This window comes from Cohnella sp. 56, from assembly GCF_037963805.1.
In the GTDB taxonomy this organism is placed as follows: Bacteria; Bacillota; Bacilli; order Paenibacillales; family Paenibacillaceae; genus Cohnella.
This window is the reverse complement of the sequence record NZ_JAZDQE010000003.1, coordinates 209382-235810: the sequence shown is the minus strand read 5'-3', so window position 1 is coordinate 235810 and position 26429 is coordinate 209382. Positions and strand designations below refer to the sequence as shown.

Here is a 26429-nt window from a genome sequence, read left to right as displayed (position 1 = left end):
CCCCGGGTGCGCGCCTCCCGGCAGTCCGCCTCAGTTCAGCGACGCGAGCCGTTCGAGCACGTCGCCCTTGAACAGTTCGTCCACCGTGAACGATACGCACGGGAATCTGTCCGAGACGACCCGGGACGGCTCCTCGAACAGCGCTCCCAAGACGTAGCGGCCATCGACGAGCAAGAACTGCTCCAGCGTCCGGGCGGACGGGTCGACGATCCAGTATTCGGGTACGCCGTGCCGCTCGTAGACGGCGTGCTTGCGCACCCGGTCCCGCTGACGCGAGCCGGGCGACAGAATCTCGACGGCCAGATCCGGCGCTCCCTCGACACCGCGTTTGGTGACGATCTCCCAGCGGTCCTTGCTCACGAGTACGAGATCCGGCTGCATGACGTTGGTTCTGCTAAGAATGACATCCAGCGGCGAGTACAGCACGATATACACCGAGGTGCAGCTCTGCAGGAGCAGATGCAGCTTGCCGCTGATCGCCTGATGGTACGCGTTCGGCCCGGGAGACATCAGCTCCAGCTTGCCGTCGAAAATCTCGTAGCGGTTGCCGTCGTCAGGCATCTCCGCATACATCTCGTAAGTAACGTTCGACTCGCGCAGTTCGTTTTTGCGGCCATGCTTGTCCTTATCCGCCATCTATCTCATCCCCTCTCACGGTAAAAAAGCGCCCCGTCAAAGCGACACGACCCTGTGCGCGGCTCTGACGGGGCGCTTCCCCGTACGATCATTTCCCATTATTACGGACGCCAGCCCAGAGACTGTCAATCCTATCAATCACATGCGGAGCGACGCGCTCGGGAAAATCGCGGCTGCACCCGGCATTCTTCTCCTCTGTCGGGGCATACTGGAATTCGATCCGGCATAAGCGATTATAGGAGGTTCGATAGGTGATGACTGGCCTCAAGCCATTTGATCGAAGCTGCCGCGTGCGGGGCGGCGCACTGCTTGCCTTGCTCGCTCTCGTCCTGCTGGCGACCGGGATCGCCCGCCCGGGGCATGCGGCCGCAGCGGACAGAACGACGTATCACAAGTGGAGTGTGATCGCCATCGAGGAGACGAAGCACAAGTACCCGAAGGCCGCGCTGGTCGATTATTCGCATATCGGCAGAACGCATGTCGGAGACGGTCTCAGCGAGGAGCGGTTCAAGCTCTGGCTCCGCGAGGGCAGCCGCGAATTCGGCGTCTACGCGACCGTGCGGTTCCGCGATGCCGAGGACCGGCTCATCGCGATCACGCTCCGGGAATCGCGTACCTGACGGTCAGCTTTGGACTTTTGGACCATGCTCGAATTCCCATTTTTGCCGGCGGACAGCTGCCGGAAGTTTGATCCTGTCGACAGTCGGTTAATAACGAATACGGGATTGGATCGACAGCCCGAGGTGCTCGATCGGGAGACATGCAAGTGTTGACAGTTGCCGATCGTGAAGCCGTTCGCATCGAAGCGAAGCTGCCGCCTGCGGGAAAGACGAAGTCCAGACTGAACCTGCATAGCCGTCCTGCCCCCGGGGCAGGCTCCGGCCCTACAAACCGTGCGTCTTCCCGCGCGGACAGCGGCAATGAGCATCAGGCACGGCCCAGCCTCGCGGCTGGGCCGGCCGCAGCAGCCCGAATCCTTCACGAGCAGGAGAGAGCGCCCTTCGGCCGCAAAGCCGACAGGGCGCTCTTTTCATCCTATTCCAGTACGACCTCGTCTACGTACACCGTCAACGTATCCGCCCCGGCCGGCGAGTAGATCTGCAGGCCGAGCGCCTTGATCGCGGACTTGTCGATTTTGCCGCCGTTGATATCGTCGACGCCCAGATCCAGGGTGATCCATTGATACGCGGTGCCGAGCGATACTTCTCCCGTCGATGCCCAGACCCAGCTGCCGTGCTTGACGAACAGCTGCGCCTTGGCTTCTCCTGCCGAGAGCCGCACCTTGACCTTGACCTTGCTTCCTTTGCTCAGATCCATATCCTTCATCGCGACGAGCTCGAAGTGCGGCGCCGAGTCTCCGTTCTTCGGGAAGTCGGCCGCGAGCGCCTTCAGCTCTCCGTCCGACACCTGCCGGACGTTGGATGCGCCCAGCGTATTGTCGTTCAGCGCCCAGCCCTCCGTGCCGGCGTCGAATCCGTACAGCGTGCCTAACGGCAGGCCGCCGCCGGCGCTGCCGTTAGGCACCGTGCCGGCATCCTTGTCGTTAACCGCGCGGATATCGTCGAAGTACATCGAGGATGTCAGCTTCGTACCGTCCGGCTTCGCATTCGTATAGATGGAGAAGGCATTCACCTTGGACAGATTCAGCTTCGTCAGCGTACCCGTCGCGCCGTTGGCCGGCTGGAACGCGTTGAACGGCGCCGTGATGAACTTGGCCTCCTCCGTCGTCGTATCCGGATAGTATTCGTATGTCTTGCCGTCCGCATTGATCTGCATGACGAGCTTCTGTCCCTTGCCGTCCGGCTTGTACCAGAACTGGAGCGCATTGAAGCCGGACCAGTCGACGCCGCCGAGCGACTTGGTGATGCCTGCATAGCCGCTGTTCGCCAGCGTATAGGTATACTTCAAGCCGTAGCTGCCGCCCTGCTTGTTGCCCGCGTCGAGCGCCGTGGACGTATCGTCGCCGCCCGCATGGACGAACTTCGCGCCCAGCGCTTCATTGCTGCCCAGGTAGCCTTCGAAGTCGTCGACCGACGCCGGATCGGCGGCTGCATCCTGGTACGTGTTGTAGAAGCGGATGTTGTCGATATAGACGGGGAATGCGCCTCCCGTATTGTCCAGACCGCTGCCGACGAGCGAGAGCGCCAGATCGTCAGCCGCAGCGAGCGTGTCCGCATCCGTCAGATCGATCGCGGCCGTGTAGTGAACGTACGGCTCGCCGTCGATCTCTGTCTGAGGCAGATTCGCGAACGATACCTGCGTCGTGTCCATGCCGTACTTGCGGTCCCAATCCGGCGGCAGCTGGACGACGCTGCGCAATGTCGCCTTGCCGCTCTTCGCGCCTGCCGCCACCGGCACCCATGCCTCGAAAGTGATGCGTTTCACAGCGGAGAGCGTATCGGCGCCGGCTACAGCCTTCGCGTTTTTCAGCTCCAGCTTGAGCTCCTGCCAGTCGTCCGTGTAGGTCGTGCCGACGACGCTCAGCTTGAGCCTGCCGTCGCCGTCCGCCGCAGCATGCGACAGACTGTCGATATTCGCCTGCCAGCCGCCGTTGTTCTGCACGCCCTCGATGCCGTCGTCGAACGTGTACGCACCGACCAGCACCTCCGGTATTTTAACGAACACCGTATTCGTCTGCTCCTGCAGCACACGGCCGTCCGCATCGTAAGCCTTGACCGTGACGGTCGCCGCCCTGCCGTTCTGGCTCGCGCTCGGCGACCAATCGGCCACGTAGAAGCCGGTGGCCGAATCCAGCGACATGACATGCTCGACAGCGTCCGCATCCGTCGTGTAGGCCACGCGGGCCGGCGTCTCGTTCAGGATACGCGCGCGGATCCGCGTCGTGTTCGTCTTGACCGTGCCCTGATCCGTCGGCGAAGCGATATGCATGAACGCTTGCTCGCGCTCCGTCGTCACGCTGCGGTTGTAGGCACCCGTCACTTCCTTGTTGAACAGCGTATAGGACTCCTGGAAAAACTTGAGGAAGTCGGGCATCATCTGATGCTCAGGCTGGCCTGCGCCCGTCGGATACGGCACGTAGGCGTCCGGTCCGAAGTTCGCCCAGGTGAGCATATACGCCATACGCTTCGCGTCGGGATCGGATTGCAGCGTCTGCGAGAGCTTCGTATAGAAGTCCGGCGTCGCATTGCCGCTGACCTTCATCTTCTGGTAGCCGAACTCGGTGAGCGCTGCGACCTTGTGCCGGCTGTCCGCGATGCGCGATACGAGCGCCGCCTCGGTCTTGACGCCGTCGAACCAGGTCTGGCCCTCGCCGTTGTAGTAGCTGTCGAAGCCGAGGATATCGACATAGTCGTCGCCCGGGTACGTCTCCAGGTAACGTTCCGCGCTCGTGCCGAAGCCGCCGCCCGGCGAGTAGGCGTACAGGAAGTTGCGCACGCCTTTGAGGTCCCGCAGATACTCGACCGTATAACGGAAGATCTCCCGGTATTCGTCCTTGGACGTGAACGCCGCCCCCCACCAGAACCAGCTGCCGCTCTGCTCGTGGAACGGACGGAAGATGACCGGAATCGGGTTGCCGCCGTCATCCTTCAGATGGTTGGCGAAGTCCGCGATGTTGTCCAGGAACGCATTGTACTCGGCATGCTTGTCCCCGCCCGGCAGGATGTGGGAGACGACATTGCCCTTCAGGTCATAAAAGTCGCCGCCGGTCACGAAGTTCGGCATATGCGAGCTGAGCGTCAGCACGCCGCCGGCGTTGTAGGCTTGGCGCATCACATCGATCAGATTGTCGCGGCTCTTGGGGAAATCCCCTCTGACGCCCGGCTTCTCCCAGCCCTCCAGGCTCAGCGTGTCCCAGCCGAACAGCGCAGGGTATTCGCCGACCGCATCGAGCGAGTCGGACTGCGTGCCTACAGGCGCGTCGGCCTTGCGGTCGGCGGACAGCCCTTCGGTCGTCGCATGCTGCTGCCCGAACAGGATGTTGTTGCCGCGCAGGTCGTTCAGATAGGTGAACAGGGAGCGCGTGGCCGGCGTCGCGTCGGCATCGACGAGGTTGACGCTGACTGCCGGGTTGACCGGCGGGTTCGTAGACGGAGCCGGCGTGGACGTGCCCGGTGTGGACGGCGTCGCCGCGCCGTTCGAGATGCTGACCGTCCCCGCTGCGATCGGTTTGCCTCCGACCGTCACGCCTGTCGCCTCGATGACCGCCGAGGCAACGCTGCCGCTGCCGGAGATCGTCGTGCCGGATGCGCCCGCGGCGACCTGCAGCCGGTTGATCGAAGCGCCTTCGGCCACCTCCAGCTTCACCGGGCTGTTGAGCGCGGCGGATTCGACCGTGACGCCTTGACCGAGCTCCAGCTTCGACGCGCTGTCGACCGTAATCTGCGCGATCCGGGTCGTGCCGGTCGCTTGGACGCGCACCTCGCCTTCCTTGCGGTTCACCACGACTTCGCCGAGCGTCGAGTCGTTCAGGATGACCGTGTTCGGCCCGCCGCCCGCGATATAGGTTTTGCCTTTGACCGTGACGCCGTCGAGCTTGACCTCGCCCTCTCCGATGCCAGCGGTCAGATACAGGTTGCCGTTCACGACGGCATGGCTCAATACGACGCCGTCATGATTGACGACGACGTTGCCGGCGATCTGGCCGGCTTCCACATTACCCGCGGCGGCATAGTAGCCTTGGACGAGCTTGTTGATGAGCGTCACGACTTCGGCCCGCGTGATCGGGTTGTTCGGCCGGAAGGTGCCGTCCTCATAGCCGTTCAGCACGCCGGACAGCGCTTCCACAGCCGCCTTCGCATACGCCTGGATCTGCGCGCCGTCGCTGAAGCCCCCTTCTGTCGAAGCGGCGCCGTCCGCTGCCAGCGAGAACACTCTGGCCAGCAGTGTCACCGCATCCTGACGGCTGATAGGGTCGGCTGCATGCGCCCGATTGCCGGGGAAGCCCTCATAATATCCGGCTTCGCGGGCGATCGACAATGCATCGGCGTACCAGCTTGAGGACTGGACATCTGCGAACGCCTCGCCGGACTTGGCATAGAAGCCGAATACGCGGTTCAGGATCGTGACGAATTCGGCCCGCGTGATGCGCTGGTTCGGGTGGAAGGTATTGTCGGGATACCCGCCAAGCACGCCGCTGGCTACCCACTTCGCGATGCTGTCCTGCGCCCAGTGCTGCAGCGTATCCGTCATGACCGGTACGGCCGCAGCTCTCGCCGCGCCCCCCGTGGCGGAGACCGCCGGCCGCTCTGCGGCCGAAGCCGGGGAGACGACGCCGGTCAGCGCGCCGGACGCCGCCAGCGCGGTCGACAACACGCCTGCCAGTAACTTTTTCGAAGCTCTCATGAATCGGTCCTCCTCTGTTTTACAGTTGAATACATCTTTTCGTTAGCCAATAACTACATCTTTAGGCACTAATAAATGATCGCTAACGATAATATCAAGCTAATTATAAAGCGCTTTCTATACTAAAAAACAGGTGCTGTCTATTCTTTTCTATAACAATTTTGGCATTGTTATTAAATTATGTTGCCAGGGCAACGTCAGTTAGGATAACGAATGATCGAGCAAGAGACCGAGTTGCCGGGCAAAACCAATGTGTGACGACATAGCCAGTAACATCTCGCCGCCCGCCGCCCCCCATGTTGTCATGGTTAGCTGCAAATATACAGTTAATCTCCATGGTGGCGGCATTTATCGGAGCGTTAGCTGCGAATATACAGTTAATCTCGCGAAAATCGACCGTCATCCGGCTCAGACTCGAAAATAACTGTATAAATGCAGTTATCGCCGCCAGATGTCCTGGCGCAGGAGAAAATAACTGCGGTTTGGCAGTTATCTCCCCTTTCAAGGCTGTGTTGCACGAACGGTTTGGGGAAGAACTTCAACGTAGCCGCATCCCTGTCGTCCAGGATCGCTCGTTCACACGCAACAAACAGACCAAGCACAATACATTCATGAAGACCACGCGCCGGGGAGCGGCAGGGTTCTTAACCTGACAACATTGCGCCGCCCACCGCTTCCCCTCCCCCTCCCGCCGATTGAATTGTTTTTGCCCCGTCAAGTGTTATGATTAATTCATCGAGGGAGGGATGAGGCGGTGCGGGGGAAGATCGGCTCCTACATACTGGGCATGAAGCTGAAGAACAAGCTGCTCGTCTTGTTTATGCTGATCGCCATCGTCCCGCTCGGCGTCCTCGGCGGTTTTTCCTATTACAGGTCGGCAGGACTTATTCTGGACAAGGTGTGCCAGACGCTGCTGGAGAGCCTGTCGCAGGTCAACTACAGCATCGACTACTTCGTCAACGACATCGAGCAGCTATCGATGTATATATACGGCAACGAGCAGGTGCAGCTGGTGCTGTCCAAGGACGGCAGCCGCAGCCTGGTGGAGAAAAGCCGCGATCAGAAAAACATGAACGACATCCTCGCCTCGTTCATCGGCTTCAAAAGCTGGGAAATCGAAATCTATCTGCTGGCGGAAAACGGCGACCGCTACTTCACGGGAGAGCTGCTGCCCCGAGAGTACGACGCCTACAACGAGGACTGGGGGCTGTTCCGCAAAGCGCGCCTGGCGACGGGCAATGTCGTATGGGACACGCATTACGCGATGAAAAAAACGGAGGACTTCGGCGTCGTCCTGAGCGCGGGCCGGCAGATCAAGGATATTCAGACGAACAAGGCGCTCGGCTATATCGTGATCGACATACGCGAGGGCGAGATCGCCAACAAATACAACAAGGCAGAGCAGGTGCCCGGCGCGCAGATGTACCTGGTCGACCGCAGCGGGTACATCATCTCCAGCTCCCCCTCCAAGCTCGAGGTCGGCACCAAGCTGACCGAGCCGTTCGCAGAGCGCGTGTTCAAAGGGACCAAGGGCTACTTTCGCGCGCAGGACGAGAGCGGGCACGCCCAGATGGTCGTGTACGACACGTCGCAGACGACGGGCTTCAAGCTGATCTCCGTCGTGCCGGTCGGCGCCCTGACCAAGGACGGCGAGATTATCCGCAATCTGACGCTGGTCATTATGGCGACGGGCATCGTGCTGTCCGTGTGGCTGGCGTTTGTGCTGTCCGTCAATGTGACGCGGCCACTGCGCAAGCTGGGCGCGCTCATGCGCCAGGCCGAGACGGGCAATCTCAACGTCGTGTTCCCGGCTGAGCATGAGGACGAGGTCGGCCAGCTCGGACGCAGCTTCAACACGATGGTCGCCCAGCTGCACACGCTGATCGAGGAAGGCTATCACAAGCAGATTCGGGTGCAGGAAGCCGAAATTAAAGCGATCCAGGCGCAATTCAACCCGCATTTCCTGTACAATGTGCTGGACTCGATCAACTGGATGGCGCGCATTCATAAAGTGGACGATATCAGCAAGACGGTCGTATCGCTGGGCGAGCTGCTGCGGTTCAGCATCCGCAAGGGCAAGTCGCTGATCACGATCAAGGAGGATATGCAGCAGATCAACAATTATTTGCTCCTGCAGCAGATGCGCTACCGGGACAAGCTGAACGTCTCTCTCCAGATCGACGAGGACGTCAAGGGCTACTATACGCTGAAGCTGCTGATTCAGCCGCTCGTCGAGAATGCGATCTCCCACGGACTCGAAATGAAGCAAGGGCCGGGCACGCTGCGCATCGAATGCCGCAGAGACGGGGAGCGCATCAGGTTCACGGTGGCGGACGACGGGGTCGGCATGAGCAAGGAGCAGCTGCGCCGCATCGAGCTGGACGGCGGCTACGCCTCCTCCAAGCCCGGCAATACGGCGATCGGGCTCAGCAATCTGCAAAAGCGGCTGGAACTGTATTACGGAGACGAAGCAGCGATAAAAATCGAGAGCGAGGCCGGCGCGGGAACGACGGTCACGGTATGGATACCTATTCGAGAGCAGGCGGGGGATGAGCTTGATCAAGCTGATGATCGTTGAAGACGAGTGGTTGGTCAGGGAAGGCTTGAAGTCGACCATCCCTTGGGACGAGCTCGGCTGCGAGATCGTGGCCGAGGCCAGCAGCGGCGCAGCCGCGCTGGACATCGTAGAGAGCGCCAGGCCGGACATCATATTGACGGACATTCGCATGCCCGGCATGGACGGCCTGGAGATGGCGAGACAGGCGGTGGAGCGACTGCCCGGCGTCGAGATCGTGTTCCTGACCGGGTTCGACGACTTCTCCTATGCGCAGCAGGCGCTGAAGATCGGCTCGGCCGATTATGTGCTGAAGCCGACCAATCCCGATGAGCTGATGCAGGTCATCCGCCGGGTCGGCGACAAGGTCCGCCGCCGCAAGACGACCGAGCAGACCGAACGGTTCATCCGGCAGACAAGGTTCAGGGACAGCGGCTCGCTATTGTCGAGCAAGCTGCTCTACGACCTGCTGATGGACAGCGCGGGAGAAAAGGAAAAAGAGCTGTTCCTCGAGCTGGGGGCGGATCGGGCGGCATCGCTCGCGGCCTATCGGGTCGGGCTGATCGAGCCGGACGGCCCGGAGCTTGCGGCCGAGGACGCCCGGCGGCAGCTCGTCACGCTCGAGGAGATGCTGTACCGGACGACCGTCGCCTTCACGCGGGCGCAGGACCGGATCGCCGTGCTGCTCGGGGAGCGGGACAGCGCCGAGCTGTGGCCGGACCTGCTGGACGAGCTGCGGGCGGGACTGGGCGGCCGGCCGATCGCGGTCGGCTGGAGCGAGACGCACCGCGAGCTGGGCGAGCTGGCCGAAGCGTACGAGGAAGCCGAGCTGGCGCTGACTGCGCAGCGCGGCACGGCTCAGGGCAAGGCATCACGGCCGCGCGAGATGCCGAGCGTCGACAAGCTCAAGGCGGAGCTGCGCGAGACGATCGCCTATATCGAAGAGCATTATCGCGAAGACATCTCGCTGCACGATATCGCCTCGTCCGTGCATATGAGCGAGAGCGGGTTCAGCCGGCTGTTCAAAAAGCAGACCGGCGTCAGCTACGTCGAATTCGTCACCCAGCTGCGGCTTGAGGAGGCGAAGACGCTGCTGCTGCAGCCCGATCAGAAGGTGTACGAGGTGTCGCTGACGGTCGGCTATCAGGATTCGAAGTATTTCAGCCAGATTTTCCGCAAATATACGGGAGAGACGCCGACGGAATTCCGCAAGCGGCAAGGTCTCTTCTGAACCGTCCGCCGCCATGCGGCACCCTGTTGGTCGCATAGTCCTCGCTTGCAGCCGCGTATGCGCGCCTGTGGCGGGGACTTTTTTTGTTCTCGCAGCGAACGGACGCGGACGAAGACAAAAAATTCAACCATTTTGCAATTCGCTCCCGTTGTATGCGCTTTCCCCGCCCCTTATACTTTGTCCAGCCATTACCAGCCGTCATAGCGAGGGGGAAAAAGGCGTTGAGATCGATCCGCGCCAAATTGTTTATTGCGTTCGTCGCTTGCATCGTCGCCGCCGTGGCGGTCGTCGGGTACGCCTCCTACACGATCTCGGCCGCCGTCGTCAAGCGGCAGGCCGTACAGGCCGCGGCCACTGCGGCAGGCCAGGCGGGAGACAAGCTGGACCTGCAGCTGCAATTTTACGAGCAGATTGCCAAGCAGATCGCCGTCGACCCGGATATCAGCGCCAATCTGGCGCTCGTGAACGCCGGCGCGGACGCCGCGGCCAGACTGCGCGCCTACGAGACGATCGCCGCCAAGCTGAACAGCTATCTGTTCGCCGGCCAAGGGATCGGCGGCATCTACCTGCTCCCCGTGGACCAAGGGCTCAAGGCCATCTCGACGGCCTCGTTCACATTCAAGGAGCAGGACCGGGAGGCCGAATGGTTCCGGCAGTTCGCGGACTCGTCCGCCTCGTCGGCCTGGCTGCCGACGGCGCCCGCGGGCATGCTCGGCGTCTCGGGCAGCCCGGTATTCACGCATCTGCGCAAGATCGACGCGGCCACGGCCGGCGGGCATGCGACGGTCCTGCTCGTCGAGCTGAAGACGAAGCTGCTGGACGACGCGCTGGCGGTGCTGAAGACCGGCGGCGCCGGGCGGGTGCTGCTCGCCGACGCGGCGAACCGGATCTTTGCCGACACGGAGCCGGAGTCGGACCGGATTGGCGCGAGTCTCGCCGCGGACAGCCAACGCGGCTGGCTCGTCGCCGCCGGGAGCGTGCCGGTCGCGGGCTGGCAGCTCGCGAGCTTGACCCGCTGGTCGGCGCTGACCGCGCAGGTGCAGCACATCCTGAACTTGACGCTCGTCATCATCGCGATCTGCGGCGCGGCTGCCGTGGCGGTCGCCTACGGCATGGCCCGGTCGATCGGCCGGCCGATCGCCGTGCTGAGCCAGTTGATGCGGGCCGGGCAGACGGGCGATTTCTCCGGGCGCGCGACCTTGCGCCGCAAGGACGAGCTGGGCCAGCTCGCCGCCGGCTACAACGCGATGGCGGACCATCTGGACACGCTGGTCGGCCGCATCCGGCAGGCGTCCGACCGGATGGCCGCGCAGGCGCTGGCGCTGAACGCCTATGCGCAGCAGGCCGAAGCCGCCGCCGGACAGGTGGCCGCGGCGACCGGCGAGATCGCCACGGGCGCCGCCAATCTGGCGGCCGAGGCGGAGAAAGGGATGGCCAGCGCGCAGCATATTGAAGCGCGTGTGCAGGAGTCCGACCAGGCGTGCCGGTCCCTGGAGCAGAGCGCGGAGCAGGTGCTGCGCGCCAGCCATGAGGGCGCGGCCCATCTGCGCCTGCTGGGCGACAAGGCGACCGAGGCGGAGCGCACGGTCGCGCTGCTGCTGGCGCTCGCCGGGCGGTTCGCGGACAGCGCGGGCGCGATCGGCCGCGTGCTGGAGCTGCTCGAGGACATCTCGAAGCAGACGGAGATTTTGTCGTTCAACGCAGCCATCGAAGCGGTGCGCTCGCAGGAAGACGCCGGCCGGGGCTTCAAGGTCATCGCGGACGAGGTGCGGCAGCTGTCCGCCCGGTCCAAGCAATCGATCGAGGATGTGCGGCGCATCACCGGCCTCGTGCAGAACGATGCGCACGATACGACCGCTCTGCTGCGGGAGGCGCAGCCCCTGTTCTCCGAGCAGGTGCGGACGACGCGCTCGGCGCTCGCCATCTTCGGCGATGTGGCCGGTCAGATGGACCGGTTCAGAGCGCGGCTGGACGGCATGGCCGACGGCAACCGGCGGCTGGGCGAGGCGCAGCGCGCGCTCGTCGGCTCGGTCGGCGAGGTCGGCGCGACGTCGGAGCAGGCTGCGGCCGCGAGCGAGCAGGTGGCCGCGCTGGGCGCAGATCAGCTTGCGTCGAGCGCGAGGCTGGTGGAATTGGCGGCGGAGCTGCGCGAGGTGTCTGCAAATTTGCAGCATTCGCTGGCGGGCCTCGTGACAAGAAATTAAACCAAGCTGCAATTTTGTCTCATTGAGAGCGCTACCAAGCCGCATTTATAGTTAAGCTATCCCGAGGGGAACATAAACGAGGAGGTCAACTATGAGCTACAAACTTTTGACAGGAACGATATTGACGGCGCTTTCTCTGAGCGTGCTGGCAGGCTGCGGATCGAACGACAAAGACAACGGTGCCGCAGCTTCGCCGTCCCAGAAGGCAAGCGCTTCCGCGAGCCAAGGCTCCGGCGAGACGAAGAAGCTGAGCGGCAAGGTGACGATCTATTCGCCGAACCAGGCCGAGATCAACAATCCGATTTTGAAAGAGTTCCAGGATCGCACGGGCATCGAGGTAGAGCTGATCTCCGGCGGCACGGGCGAGCTGCTGAAGCGGGTCCAGGCCGAGGACGGCCACCCGCTGGGCGACGTCTTCTTCGGCGGCGGCGCCGAATCGTTGGCCGCTTATGCGAAATATTTCGAAACGTACGAGACGACGGAAGCCGCCAACATCGGCGACGCCTACAAGGACAAGGCCAACCATTTCACCCCGTTCTCCGCACTGCCGATGGTCATCATGTACAACAAGGATCTGGTGAAGGCGGGCGAGGAGCCGAAGGGCTGGGCCGACCTGCTCGATGCGAAGTGGAAGGGCAAGATCGCATTCGCCGACCCGGCCAAGTCCGGCTCCTCGTTCACCCAGGTCGTGACGATGCTGACCGCGTTCGGACGGGATGACGGCAAGGGCTGGGATTATGTCAAAAGCTTCGTCAACAACCTGGACGGCAAAATTCTGAGCGGCTCGTCGATGGTGTACAAGGGCGTAGCCGACAAGGAATTCCCGCTGGGCGTGACGCTGGAGGAAGCGGCGCTGCGCAATCTGGAGGGCGGCGCCAACGTCGGCATCATCTATCCGGAGGAAGGCACGTCCGCAGTACCCGACGGCCTCGCCGTCATCAAGGGCGCAAAAAATATGGAGAATGCCAAGGCGTTCGTCGACTTCGCGGTCGGCAAGGACGTGCAGGATATGCTGCAAAGCGAATTCAAGCGTCGTCCGGTGCGTACGGACGCGGCGGAAGCGTCGGGCATCCCGGCTTCCAAGGATCTCAAGCTGGTAGACTATGACTTCGACTGGGCGTCGACGAACAAGGACGCCGTGATGAAGCACTTCAACAACATTCTGATCGGAGCCGAATAATCGATAGCGGATCGGGAGGCAGCCTGCGCGCGCGGCGAATCGGGAATGCCTCCCTTTCCTGTTCAGGAGGGTATAAATCATGCAAAAAATCGTGCTGGATCACGTAACGAAATATTTCGGACAGAACAAGGCCGTCAACGACGCCCATATTACGATCGGGGAAGGCGAGTTTTTCACCCTGCTCGGCCCGAGCGGCTGCGGCAAGACGACGCTGCTGCGTACGATCGCCGGCTTTTACAAGCAAGAGGAAGGCAATCTGTACTTCGGAGACCGGCTGATCAACGACGTTCCGACGCATAACCGCGATATCGGGATGGTGTTTCAAAATTACGCGATATTCCCGCATATGACCGTATTCGAGAATGTGGCGTACGGCCTCAAGGCCCGCAAGGTGAAAAAGAAGGAAATCGAGGAGCGCGTCATGGAAGCGCTGCAGATGGTCGAGCTGTCGCATCTGCGCGACCGCGTGCCCTCCAATATGAGCGGCGGCCAGCAGCAGCGGATCGCGCTCGCCAGAGCGATCGTCATCCGGCCGAGCCTGCTGCTGATGGACGAACCGCTGTCCAATCTGGACGCCAAGCTGCGGATCAAGATGCGGTCGGACATTCGCAAGCTGCAAAAGGAACTGAACATTACGACTATCTATGTCACGCACGATCAGGAGGAGGCGCTCGCCGTATCGGATCGCATCGCCGTGCTCAGCGACGGCATCGTGCAGCAGATCGGCCGGCCGCATGAGATCTATTCGTATCCTCGCAACCGGTTCGTCGCGAGCTTCATCGGCACCACCAACTTCGTGCGGGGCACGATCTCCCGTCCGAACGCGGCTGCGTCCGAAGGCACGATCGAGCTGCTCCGGACCTCGTACCAGACGCCGCTCACGGTACCTTACGAGGGCGAAGCGCTGATCTCCGTACGTCCGGAAAATGTCCGCATCTCGCTGAGCCGGCAGAACGGCAGCGACCTGGAGGGGCGCGTCAAATCGGTCACTTATCTGGGCGAAAAAATCAGCTACGCGATCGAGCTGGCCGACGGCCAGACGATCGAGGCGACGGAATATGCGATCGCGCCCCATCTGATGCATCAGGAGGCACAGCGCGTATACGTCGACCTCCAGCTCGCCAAGGCGGTTATTTTCGATTCGACCGGCAAGGAGGTTGTGTACAGTGCAAACAGCATCGCTGCAAAGTCAGGTTTGGAAACGGCTTAGTCTGCGCGTCTGGGATTTCTGGACCTGGGTGACGTTGTTCGCTTACGCCTTTCTGCTGCTGTTCGTCATCTATCCGCTATTTTCCTTGATGGGTACGAGTTTGTTCAATGAAGACGGCAAGTTCACGCTGGCGAACTACTATGACTTCGGCCGCCTGCTCTACTATCGCAGGGCGCTGTGGCACAGCTTCACCGTATCGGGACTCGCCATGCTGTTCGCGACGCTGATCGGCGTGCCGATGGCGTACATTACGACGCGCTACAATATCCGTTTCAAGGGACTCATCCATATCCTGATTATTATGTCGCTCATCTCGCCGCCGTTCATCGGCGCCTACTCCTGGATTCTGATGCTCGGCAACAACGGCTTCATCACGAACTTTCTGAAGGATATCGGCCTTCATATAAACTCGATCTACGGCATGCACGGCATCGTATTCGTATTCACGCTGCAATTGTATCCGCATATCTACCTGTACGTATCGGGCGCGCTCAAGACGATCGACAGCTCCCTCGAGGAAGCGTCGCAAAGCCTCGGCATGTCGGCCTGGCGCAGACTGCGTACCGTGACGCTGCCGCTGATTTTCCCGACGCTGTCCGCGGGCATGCTGATGGTATTCATGGCTTCGTTCGCCGACTTCGGCACGCCGATGCTGATCGGCCAAGGCTACAAGACGCTGCCGGTGCTCGCCTACGACCAATTCATCAGCGAGCTGGGCGGCAATGCGGCGATGGCGAGCACGCTGAGCGTGATCCTGATCCTGTGCACGACCTCCATCCTGTTCGTGCAGAGGTATATCGTCTCCCGCAAAAATTATGCGATGTCGGGCATGCGCACCCCGACCGTGAAGCAGCTCGGCCCCGTGCCCAAGGCGCTGCTGACACTGGCGGCGCTGGCCGTCGTCTGTGTCTCGATCATCCCGCAGGCGACGATCATCGTCACCTCGTTCATCAAAAAGAAGGGGCCGGTATTCCAGCGCGGCTTCAGCCTCGAGAGCTACCGGGAGATTCTGTTCCGCGTGCCCAGGGCGATCCTGCACACGTATACGTATTCGATCATCGCGATCGTCATCATGATCGTGCTCGGCATGCTGATCTCCTACGTGCTCGTGCGCCGCAAGTCCAAGCTCACCGCGATCATGGACGGCGTCATCATGCTGCCGTACGTCATGCCCGGCACGGTGCTCGGCATCAGCCTGATCATCGCGTTCAACAAGCCGCCGCTCGTGCTGACCGGCACCTGGATCATTCTGGTCATCGCCTATATCGTGCGCAAAATTCCGTATACGATCCGCTCCAGCACCGCGATTCTGACCCAGCTCGACCGCAGCGTCGAGGAGGCGTCCATCAGTCTCGGCGTGCCGCCGGCCAAGACGTTCTTCAAGACGACGGCGCGGCTGATGGCGCCGGGCGTGGCCTCGGGCGGCATCCTGAGCTGGGTGACGACGATCAACGAGCTGAGCTCGACGATCGTGCTGTACTACGGCGCCACGGCGACGATCTCGGTGACGATCTACAGCGAGGTGTTCACCTCGAACTACGGTACGGGCGCAGCGCTCGCTTCGATCCTGTCGCTGACGACGCTGGTCTCGCTGCTGATCGCCTACTTCGTGTCCGGACGCAAGGAATTAAAGGTATAACGGCGGGCGCGTTCCGGCAGCCGGGCTTGGTTTCGACCGGGGCAGGTAAGGTATACTGATCTCCATAACGAGACGAATACGAACGTTAGGGGAAACGCAATGAAAAGGCGATTAGGTATGCTTACGGGATTCCTGCTCTGTGCCGGCTGTCTGATCGCGGCGATGATCTTCTGGTCGGGCTCTCCGCCCAGCCAGGGCCGGGAGAACGGCGAATCGACGTCCATGAACGTATGGCTGTACGACGAAGAGCTGATGCCTTTCCTGGAACGCTATGAAAAGCAAAATCCGGGCCTGAACCTCAATATACGCAGCTTCCGAAGCTGGAACGCCTTGTACGAGGAGCTGCTGAAGGCGATCTCCGCGAATGCGGCGCCCCACATCGCCGAGATCGGCAGCACCTACGGTGTCGCGCAGCTGGTGCAGCGGGGCATCGTCCGGCCGGTCGATCCGGCGACGGCGGCGTACGCCGACCGCATCGGCGAGCCGTTCACAGCCGCCTTCTCCTACGACGGGCAGCAGTGGGCGGTGCCGATCGGCGGCAGCGTGCCGGTGGTGTACAGCAATCGCAATTTGTTTCACACAGCCAATGCGGGGCAGCCGCCTGCGGACTGGGCCGCGATCAAGCGTGCCGGCGGCAAAATCGTCAAGGATGTCGACCAGGACGGCAAAACGGATATTTGGGGACTGGTAGCCGATCCGAGTATGGCATGGGTGCATATGAACGCCGCCTACGACGCAGGCACCGGGTCATGGGACAGCGAGCGGCTGCTCGGCAGCTTCGGACGCTGGCGGGATTATGTGGACGTATCCCGAATGACGCCCCCGCTGCAGCATGAGCTGGCGGAGAGTCAGTTTATTTACGGCAAGGCGGGGATGCTGATCAGCTCCTCTCAGAAGCGGGCCGTGCTGGAAAAGTATATCGGCGGCAAATTCGACTTCGATATTGCGGCGCTGCCGCAGGACGAACGCGACGGCGGACTGCTGCTGGATGCGCGGGGGTTCGCGGTGATGACGTCGGACGCGCGCGAGGAGGCGCTGTCGCGGCAGGCGATCCGCTACCTGCTGGATGAGCAGGTGCAGACGGAGCTGCTGCATGCGGCATCGCTCATTCCGGCGCGGGCCGACATCGCGGACAGCCTGCTCCGGTCCGGTGACCTGACGGAGCGGGAGACGGCGGTCATGCAGATCGCCGAGCGGCTGGCGGTCAAGCCGGCGGAGGCGGACGACGAGCGCCGCTGGCGCAGCTACACCGATGAACAAGAGAAGCTGGAGACGTACCCGGACAGTTCCGTCGACATCGGGCTTTAATCGCACGGCAATGGGAGGGTAACGAATGAAAATAGAGCAAATATCGATACAAGGCTGCAACGAATGGAACGAGGACGCATCTGTCGTCAACGACAAGTACCGCATATACGGCGTGATGGACGGCGCGACCTCCGAAGCGAGCCGGCCCGGCGTAGAGACGGGCGGTTATCTCGCCTCGCACAGCGTGCAGCAATATTTCGAGTCGCTGGACGACGAGACGGCCGGTCTGTCGCTGCGGAAGCACGCCGTGCGGGCGAACGAACGAATTCGCGCCATGATGCGCGAGCAGGGCGTAGATGTGGAGGACAAGCGGATTCTGTGGGCGACCGGGCTCGCGGTCGTGCGCATCGGCGAGTACCAGATCGAATACGCGCAGACGGGCGACTGCATGATCGTAGCCGTCTACAACGACGGTACAGTGCGGACGGTGACGCACGATCAGGTCGACCATTTCGACGAAAAAACCCGGCTGCTGTGGGAGCAATGCCTCGCGGAGGGACTGACCCCCAAGCAAACCCGCGAACGGGCATTCCAGGCGATCAGCCAAAACCGGCTGCTGACGAACACGACCGGCGGCTACGGCATTCTGAACGGAGACCCGATGCTGGCGAACTACGTAGAGCATGGCATGCTCAACCGGATTCAGCTGCGCACGCTGTACCTCATCACAGACGGCCTCTTCCTGCCGCGCAAAGCCGGCCATCCGTCCCCCCCGATGGCGGACATGGTCGCACTCATCGAACAAAAAGGACTGCAAGGCTATGCCGAGTGGCTCGTAGCCAACGAACTCGACGAATCCCGGCAAGCCCTGTACACCCGCCTCAAAATATCGGACGACAAAACCGCCATCCGCATCGACCTCGACTGATCGAGGCCGCCGGAAACAAACAAAAGGCCATGACGATGCAAAGGGAATTCCCTCACATCATCATGGCTTTTCTTATGCCGCTTATGCCGCGCCCTTGACCCTTAGCTAAAAAAAGCAGGCAGATAAGGCCGGTTCTTCTCCAGCATCTCGCCGAGCAGCTGCTTGGCGACGCCGACGGACGGCACGAGCGGATGCGCGGCCATCGCCTGCAGGGCGAGGTCCCGATCGCCTTCCACCGCAGCGCGGATCGTCAGCCGCTCATACGTTTTGACGGCCTGGATGAGCCCCTTCGCCTGCTCGGGCACCTTCGTCACCGGCAGAGCCAGCGGTCCCTGGCCCGTCACGACGCAGTTCACCTCGATGCACGCGTCCGGCGGCAGGAAATCCAGCGTGCCGCCGTTCGGCACGTTCAGCGTCTGAATGTCGCGCTTGTCGCCGTACAGCGACTCCATCAGGTTAACCGCCGCCTCCGAATAGAAGGCGCCGCCGCGCTTCTCGAGCTGCTTGGGCTTCTCCTGCAGATTCGGGTCCTTGTACAGCTCGAACAGCTCGTCCTCGACCTTCTTCACGACCTCGGCTCTCGTACCGCCGCTCTTCAGCGACTCCAGCTGTTCCGCGAGCATGACGTCGGTCATGTAGAAGTACTTCAAGTAATACGAGGGGAAGCCGCCCAGCGAGCGGAGGAAATCCGGGTCCCATTCGGAAGCCGGCACGTTTTTGCCCGAGTATTCCTCGCGCTTGTCGAGCAGCTCCGGCAGCCGGTCGATGCCTTCGACCTCGATCCGCGTCACCCAATGCAGATGATTGAGACCGACGAATTCCGTATAAATGCGCGAGGCGGGCGCGTCGTATTTGGCGCTGAGCCACTTGGTCAGGCCGATCGGCGCATTGCACAGCCCGATGCTGCGCACCTTGGAGTAGCGGCGGATCGCCTCGGTGACCATGCCCGCAGGATTGGTGAAGTTGAGCAGCCAGGCATTCGGCGCCAGCTCCTCGATGTCGCGGCAGATGTCGAGCAGCGCGGGAATCGTGCGCAGCGCCTTCATCATGCCGCCCGGGCCTGTCGTCTCCTGGCCGATGACGCCGTGCTGGTTCGGGATATGCTCGTCCCACTTGCGCGCTTCGAGCAGGCCTACGCGCATCTGCGTCGATACGAAGTCGGCGCCCGCGATCGCCTCGCGCCGGTTCAGCGTCAGATGGACCGAGATCGGGAGCCCCGAGCGCGCGACCATGCGCTGCGCGAGCGCGCCGACGATCTCCAGCTTGTGCCTGCCCGCTTCGATATCGACGAGCCACAGCTCCCGGATCGGGAGCTGATCGTACCGCTTGATGAAGCCCTCCACAATCTCGGGCGTATATGAGGAGCCACCGCCGATGACGGCTACCTTCAAGCCTTGTGCCATGTTCTTCATCCTCCTGTTATCGGTTCAGGTTCAGATCGCTTCGAATTCCGCAGCGTCCTTCAATGTCTCGTATGCCTGCCGCGGCAGCGGGCCGTCCGCCTCGTACGCCATCCACAGCGCGCCTACGACCGGCTCGACCGCCAGCTTCTTCACCGCCGCGTTCGGCGCGGCCGCCGCCACCGCCCGGCGGATCTCCGCATGCACGTAGTCCCCTTGGCCGCGCGTCAAGATGCTGCCTGCCATGACGACGTCGAACGTCTCCTGCTCCATGCCCAGCCGGCGAATGACCGCCGACGCTTGCTTGCCCAGCTCCTCGCCCTGTCTGCGCAAGATATCGATTGCGGCCGCATCTCCGCCCGCCGCCGCCTCGAACAGCAGCTTGGCCAGGCCGAGCGGCGGTTGCCGGTCGCGGTCCAGACAATCGTCGAACATCTCCGCGACGGACGCATACCCCATCTCCGCCAGCACGAGCGGCGTCAGCGCCGTCTGTGGCTCGCGGCCGTCCCATGCGCGGATGACCGCGCGGAAGGCTTCGACCGCCAGCGCGCCGCCGCCGCCGAAGTCGCCCGTGGCGTAGGTGAAGCCGCCCACCTGCAAGCTCTCTCCCGCCGGACTGCGGCCCGCGCTGTTCGTGCCGCTGCCGCAGATGAGCACGACGCCGTATGGCCGATCGGTGCCCGCCCGCATCGCGATGATCGTATCGCAGTGAATGTCGTGCCGGGCGAAGCCCAGCTCGGCGATCATCGGCCGCAGGATGCGGTAGTCCGCCTCCCGGTCCGCGCCCGCCAATCCGAAGCAGGCGAATGCGATCTGCTCCCGCGTCAGCTCCGCATCAGCCATCGCCATGTCCACGGCTTCGCGAATGTTGCGGCGCGCCCCCTCGCGGTCGACTTGATGATTGCCGTTGCCGCTGCGCCCTTTACCGACGATTCTGCCCAGCTCGTCCGCGATCAGCACATACGTCTTGCTGCCGCCGCCGTCGACGCCCAGATAATACTTCATGACCGCTCACCCTCCTTCGTCAAGTCATTTGCTTCCGCCGCCGGCGGCGGCGCCGTCGATTCCCTGACGACGAGCTCGGGATCGACCTGTACGGCGCTGCCTTCGTGCGTCTCTCCACCGATGGCCGCGAGCAGCAGCTCTACGGCCCTGCGGGCGATCTGGTCCGCAGGCTGCCGGACCGTCGTCAGCGCCGGCCGCAGCGCCGTCGCGAGGAACTGGTCGTCGAAGCCGACGACCGACAGATCGCGCGGCACGCGGAGGCCGGCGTTTTTGCAGGCGTCGATGATGCCCAGCGCCACATGGTCGTCCGCCGCGAATACGGCGCCGGGGAGCTCCCCGGCAGCGATCCAGGACGAGGCGACGCGGTACCCCGTCTCGGTATCGAACCCGCCCCGCTCGATTCGCCACGGCTCGAGCCCCGCCTCGTCGAGCGCCCGGACGAACCCGCGCTCCCGCTCCATGCTGCTCAGGAATTCGGGCGGACCGGCCACATGCGCGATATGCCGATGTCCGAGCGAGATCAGATGCCGCGCCGCCTCGTAGCCGCCCTTGTCATTGTTCACGACCACGGACGGCGCGGTCGGAGACGGCTGTTGATTGTCCACCAGGACGTACGGAATCCGCTTTTGCAGCAATTCCTGCTCGTAGCCGTCCTCCTGCATCGGCGACAGCACGATGACGCCGTCGACGCGATCCTCCTCATAGATCAGCCTGCCCGCTCCGCCGTTCGCTCCCGTATCGACGGTCAGTGCGAGAAAGTAGCCGTGCTCGGCCAGCCTGTCGCTGATCTCCTTGACGATTGCGTCAAACAACGAATCCTGCAGCGTCGCCAAGATCAGTCCGATGATCCCGGTCCGTCCTCTGGCCAGACTGCGTGCGGCGGCGCTCGGATGGTAGCCGAGCTCCTTCATCGCCTGCAGCACCTTGTCGCGGTTTTTCGCCCGCACGGACGGCGCGTTGTTGATGACACGGGACACGGTGACCACGGACAAGCCCGACTGGCGGGCGACGTCGAAGATGCTGACTTTCAAGCCGCTGTCCCCCTCTCTGAACACAAATCGAACACGGACCGAAACCGCACGCCGAATGTTTAAGCGCTTTAACTTTAATAACGCTATTCTACTTCAAGAAGCGATCCGGACGCAACACAAAAGTTTAAACGCTTTAACTTTTTGAGGCTGCGCTCGTTTGTCAGGACCGGGGCGTGTGCCGGCCCTTCACCCGCTTTAACGTCGCTACGATCAGGAAGCTGACGATGACGAGCAGCAGCCACGAGCTTACTTTGCCGAAGTGGACGAATCGCCAGGATGCAGACTGATCCGGGTATTGCCACGCGCCAAAAAAAGTCGCCACATTTTCCGCTATCCATATGAAGAAACCGATCAATACGAAGGACAGCGCCAGCGGCATCCGATAGCGTTGACGCCCTACCTCGAAGGTAACCCAGGTCCGCCAAAATACGAGCAGCACGAGCGCCGACAGCCACCAGCGAATATCGATCCAATAATGGTGGACAAAAAAATTCAGATAAATGGCAGCGGCGAGCGGGGCGACCAGCCAGAACGAAGGCCACCGAACCAGCTCGACCGCGAGTCTCCTCCAGGCTTGGCAGAGATAGCTGGCCACGCTGGCATACATAAAACCGCTGTAGAGCGGGACGCCTCCAATCTTCGACCATCCCGCCTCCGGATACGCCCAGGACCCCATGTGCACCTTGAACAATTCCAGCGCCAGCCCGATCAAGTGGAACACGGTGATCACCTTCAGCTCGTCGCGCGTCTCAAGCCCGGTGCGCAGCATCCACGCCTGCATGGACAGACAGATGACCAGCAGCCAGTCGTAACGGGGAATCCATGGCAGAGGCACGAGCTGCGTCAGCGCCAGCGAAGAGAAGATGACGACGGGAAATACGCAGGACAGCGCCTGCTGCCAGCCGAAACGAACCAGCTGCGCGAACGCATGACGGACGCGCCCGCGCCCCGGCGCACGATACGCCCGCTTTCCCTTTCCGAAGACGCCCATTCCCAAAATCATGCAGCAGCAGCCCCCTCATCACTTGGATCCAAATGATTCCTCAAATTAATTTAACTGAAAATTTATCGTAATTCAATAAATATTTATTCTATTGCATCGACAAATTCCTCGTCGTCGACGGAATTCGGCAGGAATATGCGCGGGCGCACAGAATTAATAATTCTGGCTTGTCGTCACCGGCAGGTCGCGACATCCACGTCCAGTCTTACATCATAGGAGGCTTCCCGCCTTGTCCATAAAGCTTAAACTAACGCTGTGCCTGTCCCTCCTGGTCGCGGCGATTCTCATGATGAACGTGTCCATCTCCTACTTCTGGTCCAAATCGGGCATGCAGGAGGAGGTGATCGGCCGCATGGAGATTATCTCCAAGCAGATCGGCGAATCGATCAAATCCTCGGAGAATGCGCTCAAACAGCTGGAGCGGGCGCAGGAACAGAAGCTGCTCGCCGCATCGATCGCGATTCAGAGCTCGCTCGATCCCGATATCGCGAACGTCAAGAACGAGGAGCTCGTCGCGCTGTCCGACAAGCTCGGTCTGGAAGGCATATCGCTGTGGGTCAAGACGTCCGACGACATCGTCGTCAAGCGTTCCTCCGAGCAGGACGAGCTCAATCTGGGCTCGCGGACGATGGACTATTGGTACAAGGCGTTCCAGCAGCTGCTGGCGCGCGAGCCTGTCACCGTCAAGCAGGGCAAGGCAATGAAAAACTTCTGGTCGGGCCCGTTCAACTATGCCACATCCGATCCCGATAAGATTCTCAAATGGGGGGAGTATTACGACGGCACGACGAATTATATGATCAACCCGTTCATGAGAGGCGACATGTTCCTGAAATTCAAGGATACGTTCGGTACGGAGAGGCTGGTCAAGCAGCTGCTGGCGGACAATCCGGACATTCTGGAGATCACGGGCATCGATCCGAACTTCTTCGGCAAGGCGCCCATCATCAAGATTAAAAAAGGCAAACCCATCTACAATCTGGACGTCCGCGACATCGTATTCGGCACCTATAATTACAAGGACGATGCCGATGTGGAACATGTCAACGAAGCGATCACTTCGGGAGACACCGTCACCGCCGGACTGAAGTCCGGCGGCAAGAGCATCCTCAGGAGCTATATTCCCATTCATGGCGATCAGGACTACATCGTCAGCGTCAGCTTCGACCGCTCGGCGATGAGCGCGGATCTGAACCGCCGATTGCTGCTCAATGTGGGTATCGGACTCGCGCTGCTCGCGCTCACAGTCGTGACCAGCTATTGGCTGGCCGGGCTGATGATCCGTCCGGTGCGGCAGATATTGCGCAAAGTCAATGCGGTGGCGGAAGGCAGCTTCGACGAGCCGTTGCCCGTGACGAGCAACGACGAGCTGGGGCGGCTGTCCGACCGGGTGAACACGATGGCGGGCAATCTCAGCTCCTATACGAACCGGCTGCGGGATGCGGCCGAGGAGCTGCGGAGCACCAAGCAATATCTGGAGTCGTTCGTGCATCACAGCTCGGATGCCATCCATGTGGCCGATCCCGCCGGGCAGCTGATGCAGCTCAATGCGGCGTTCGAGCGGATGTACGGCTGGACCGCCGCAGAGGCGCTGGGCCGGCGGCTGCCCGAAGTGCCCGAGGACCAGCAGGCGGCGTTCGAGCAGATCATGAAGTCGGTGGTGAACGGCGGCGCGGTGGCGGACTACGAGACGGTCCGCTATCGCAAGGACGGATCGCTGATCGACGTCAGCATCACGATCTCTCCCGTCCGGGACGAGAGCGGGTCCGTCGTCGGCATCGCCTCGATCTCGCGGAACATCACCGAGCGCAAGCATACCGAGGAGATGCTGCGTCGCTCGGAGAAGCTGTCCATGGTCGGACAGCTCGCAGCCGGCGTCGCGCATGAGATACGCAATCCGCTCACGACGCTGCGGGGCTTCGTGCAGCTCCAGCAGCAGACGGGCCGCATCACGGCTCACCATCTGGACACGATGCTGGCGGAGCTCGACCGCATCAACTTCATCGTCGGCGAATTCCTCGTTCTGTCCAAGCCGCAGGCGGTGCGCTACCAGCTCGTCGACATCCGGTCCATCATGAAGGAGACGATGTCTCTCCTCGAAGCCCAGGCGCTGATGAACAACGTACAGTTCGAGCTGAGCCAGCCGGACTCGCTGCCCCTGCTGAACGGGGAGCCCAACCAGCTCAAGCAAGTGCTGCTCAACGTGCTCAAAAACGGGATGGAAGCCATGCCCGAAGGCGGTACGCTGCGGATCGGCATCTCGGAGGAATACCCGGCACAGGCCGCCGAAGTCGAAGCGGCGGAGAGTGAAGCGGCGGCAGGCCGACTGCCGGATGGCGGGGCGGGGGACGAGCGTGTCGCAAAAAGTAAGGCAGACGAGGGGAGTATGGCGCAAGGCGAGGCGGGATATGCCGGACATCATGCTGCCGCCACGGTGCCCGTGAACGGCGCTGCAGCCGTACTCATCGCCATCGAGGACGAAGGCTTTGGCATATCCGAAGAGGAGCTCAAGCATCTCGGCGAGCCGTTTTACTCCAACAAAGCGACCGGTCACGGTCTCGGCCTGATGGTCAGCCAGCAGATCCTGTCCGGCCACAAAGGCTCGATCCGCTACAAGAGCACACTCGGCCAGGGAACCCGCGTCGAGATCAGACTGCCGATCTAAACCGCGTCCCCGCGCCGCATTTCTGCTTCCGTTATGCGATACTATCGCACAACTCGGCCTCTTGGCCGCATTTCTGCGTCCGTTATGCGATACTGTCGCACAACTCGGCCTCTGCGCCGCATTTCTGCGTCCGTTATGCGATACTGTCGCACAACTCGGCCTCTGCGCCGCATTTCTGCGTCCGTTATGCGATACTGTCGCACAACTCGCTCTCTTTGCCGCATTTCTGCGTCCGTTATGCGATACTATCGCACAACTCGCTCTCTTTGCCGCATTTCTGCGTCCGTTATGCGATACTGTCGCACAACTCGGCCTCTGCGCCGCATTCCTGTGTCCGTTATGCGATACTGTCGCACAATTCGCTCTCTGTGCCGCATTTCTGCGTCCGTTATGCGATACTGTCGCACAACTCGGCCTCTGTACCGCATTTCTGCGTCCGTTATGCGATACTATCGCACAACTCGGCCTCTGCGCCGCATTTCTGCGTCCGTTATGCGATACTGTCGCACAATTCGCTCTCTGGGCCGCATTTCTGCGTCCGTTATGCGATACTATCGCACAACTCGGCCTCTGGGCCGCATTTCTGCGTCCGTTATGCGATACTATCGCACAACTCAACTGGGCCTGCTCCTCGCACCGGACAATGCAACGGGCATCGCCGTCCTTGGCGATGCCCGTTGCATTTATGCCGGCTCACTTACGCCGCTCACCACCCGTAGCGGAGTGCTCAGCCTATGCCGCGCGCGTTCGTATCTTTTTGACCAACTGATTGATGACCTCGGAGAACACGAGGCCCACCGCGATCGCCCCAGACAGCATGAACGCCTTGGCGCCCAGCTGCACTGCGGACTGATAGTCGTTCTGCACGACGTTCAGCATCGCATCGTACGCCATGCCGCCCGGCACGAGCGGGATGATGCCGGATACGCTGAACACGGTGACCGGCACCTTGAAGCGGATCGCCAGATAGTGGGCGATGAGCCCGATCAGCACGGCGGAGGTCCAGGTCGCAGCGATCGCATCCGCGTCGGCCTGTATGAGTCCGTAGTAGACGAGCCAGCCGATCATCCCCGCCAGGCCGCACTGGAGGAGACTGCGCCGCGGGATCTGGAAGATGACGCCGAAGCAGGCCGTCCCCACGAAGCTGGCGGCGGATTGCGCGATGTAGTCCGTTATCATATTCGTCCCCGC

At 61.8% G+C, this 26429-nt stretch carries 17 protein-coding genes; 10 read left to right on the top strand and 7 right to left on the bottom strand.

Going from position 1 to position 26429, the window contains the following annotated elements:
• Positions 1-30: 30 nt before the first annotated feature.
• The gene (locus VQ071_RS06605) at positions 31-636 is read right to left on the bottom strand and encodes a Uma2 family endonuclease (RefSeq protein ID WP_340513103.1); all 606 of its coding nucleotides are present in this window, start codon (positions 634-636) and stop codon (positions 31-33) included.
• Positions 637-890: 254 nt separating this feature from the next.
• Between VQ071_RS06605 and VQ071_RS06600 the strand changes: the two genes are divergently transcribed.
• Positions 891-1256 (top strand): DUF3889 domain-containing protein, encoded by a 366-nt coding sequence (locus VQ071_RS06600; RefSeq protein ID WP_340513459.1) that lies wholly within the window; start codon positions 891-893, stop codon positions 1254-1256.
• Positions 1257-1671: 415 nt separating this feature from the next.
• Here the strand turns inward: VQ071_RS06600 and VQ071_RS06595 are convergent, their stop codons facing one another.
• Positions 1672-5940: a glycosyl hydrolase gene (locus VQ071_RS06595; protein WP_340513102.1), complete on the bottom strand. Its 4269-nt coding sequence runs from the start codon at positions 5938-5940 to the stop codon at positions 1672-1674.
• A gap of 754 nt (positions 5941-6694) precedes the next feature.
• On the opposite strand from VQ071_RS06595, the gene VQ071_RS06590 reads away from it, so the two are divergent.
• The 8 genes from VQ071_RS06590 to VQ071_RS06555 all read left to right on the top strand — a co-directional run bounded on the left by VQ071_RS06590 (position 6695) and on the right by VQ071_RS06555 (position 18134).
• The gene (locus VQ071_RS06590; RefSeq protein ID WP_340513101.1) at positions 6695-8518 is read left to right on the top strand and encodes a cache domain-containing sensor histidine kinase; all 1824 of its coding nucleotides are present in this window, start codon (positions 6695-6697) and stop codon (positions 8516-8518) included.
• Entirely contained in the window at positions 8490-9725 is a 1236-nt protein-coding gene (locus VQ071_RS06585; RefSeq protein ID WP_340513100.1) for a response regulator, read from the top strand. The genes VQ071_RS06590 and VQ071_RS06585 overlap by 29 nt, the downstream gene beginning before the upstream one ends.
• A 221-nt stretch (positions 9726-9946) precedes the next feature.
• Positions 9947-11929: a methyl-accepting chemotaxis protein gene (locus VQ071_RS06580; RefSeq protein WP_340513099.1), complete on the top strand. Its 1983-nt coding sequence runs from the start codon at positions 9947-9949 to the stop codon at positions 11927-11929.
• A 91-nt stretch (positions 11930-12020) separates the two neighbouring features.
• On the top strand, positions 12021-13109 hold the full coding sequence (locus VQ071_RS06575) for an ABC transporter substrate-binding protein (RefSeq protein ID WP_340513098.1): 1089 nt from the start codon (positions 12021-12023) through the stop codon (positions 13107-13109).
• Positions 13110-13188: 79 nt separating this feature from the next.
• Complete coding sequence (locus VQ071_RS06570; RefSeq protein WP_340513097.1) at positions 13189-14319, top strand: ABC transporter ATP-binding protein; 1131 nt, start codon at positions 13189-13191, stop codon at positions 14317-14319.
• A complete protein-coding gene (locus VQ071_RS06565; RefSeq protein ID WP_340513096.1) occupies positions 14276-15958 on the top strand; it encodes an ABC transporter permease in 1683 nt (560 codons plus the stop codon). Before VQ071_RS06570 ends, VQ071_RS06565 begins: the two co-directional genes overlap by 44 nt.
• 117 nt (positions 15959-16075) lie before the next feature.
• Entirely contained in the window at positions 16076-17266 is a 1191-nt protein-coding gene (locus VQ071_RS06560) for an ABC transporter substrate-binding protein (protein ID WP_340513095.1), read from the top strand.
• Between the two features lie 25 nt (positions 17267-17291).
• A complete protein-coding gene (locus VQ071_RS06555; RefSeq protein ID WP_340513094.1) occupies positions 17292-18134 on the top strand; it encodes a protein phosphatase 2C domain-containing protein in 843 nt (280 codons plus the stop codon).
• Positions 18135-18235: 101 nt separating this feature from the next.
• Here VQ071_RS06555 and VQ071_RS06550 read toward each other — a convergent pair whose 3' ends face one another.
• The 4 genes from VQ071_RS06550 to VQ071_RS06535 all read right to left on the bottom strand — a co-directional run bounded on the left by VQ071_RS06550 (position 18236) and on the right by VQ071_RS06535 (position 22561).
• Positions 18236-19537: a 6-phospho-beta-glucosidase gene (locus VQ071_RS06550; RefSeq protein ID WP_340513093.1), complete on the bottom strand. Its 1302-nt coding sequence runs from the start codon at positions 19535-19537 to the stop codon at positions 18236-18238.
• A 30-nt stretch (positions 19538-19567) separates the two neighbouring features.
• Positions 19568-20539: an N-acetylglucosamine kinase gene (locus VQ071_RS06545; protein ID WP_340513092.1), complete on the bottom strand. Its 972-nt coding sequence runs from the start codon at positions 20537-20539 to the stop codon at positions 19568-19570.
• A complete protein-coding gene (locus tag VQ071_RS06540) occupies positions 20536-21570 on the bottom strand; it encodes a LacI family DNA-binding transcriptional regulator (RefSeq protein ID WP_340513091.1) in 1035 nt (344 codons plus the stop codon). The genes VQ071_RS06545 and VQ071_RS06540 overlap by 4 nt, the downstream gene beginning before the upstream one ends.
• Before the next feature lie 160 nt (positions 21571-21730).
• Positions 21731-22561 (bottom strand): DUF817 domain-containing protein, encoded by an 831-nt coding sequence (locus VQ071_RS06535; RefSeq protein ID WP_445293270.1) that lies wholly within the window; start codon positions 22559-22561, stop codon positions 21731-21733.
• Between the two features lie 241 nt (positions 22562-22802).
• Here VQ071_RS06535 and VQ071_RS06530 point away from each other — a divergent pair, with 241 nt between their 5' ends.
• Positions 22803-25238, top strand: a complete 2436-nt coding sequence (locus VQ071_RS06530; RefSeq protein ID WP_340513089.1) for a PAS domain S-box protein — start codon at positions 22803-22805, stop codon at positions 25236-25238.
• 732 nt (positions 25239-25970) lie between these two features.
• Here VQ071_RS06530 and VQ071_RS06525 read toward each other — a convergent pair.
• Positions 25971-26417: a threonine/serine exporter family protein gene (locus VQ071_RS06525; RefSeq protein WP_340513088.1), complete on the bottom strand. Its 447-nt coding sequence runs from the start codon at positions 26415-26417 to the stop codon at positions 25971-25973.
• Between the last annotated feature and the right edge of the window lie 12 nt (positions 26418-26429).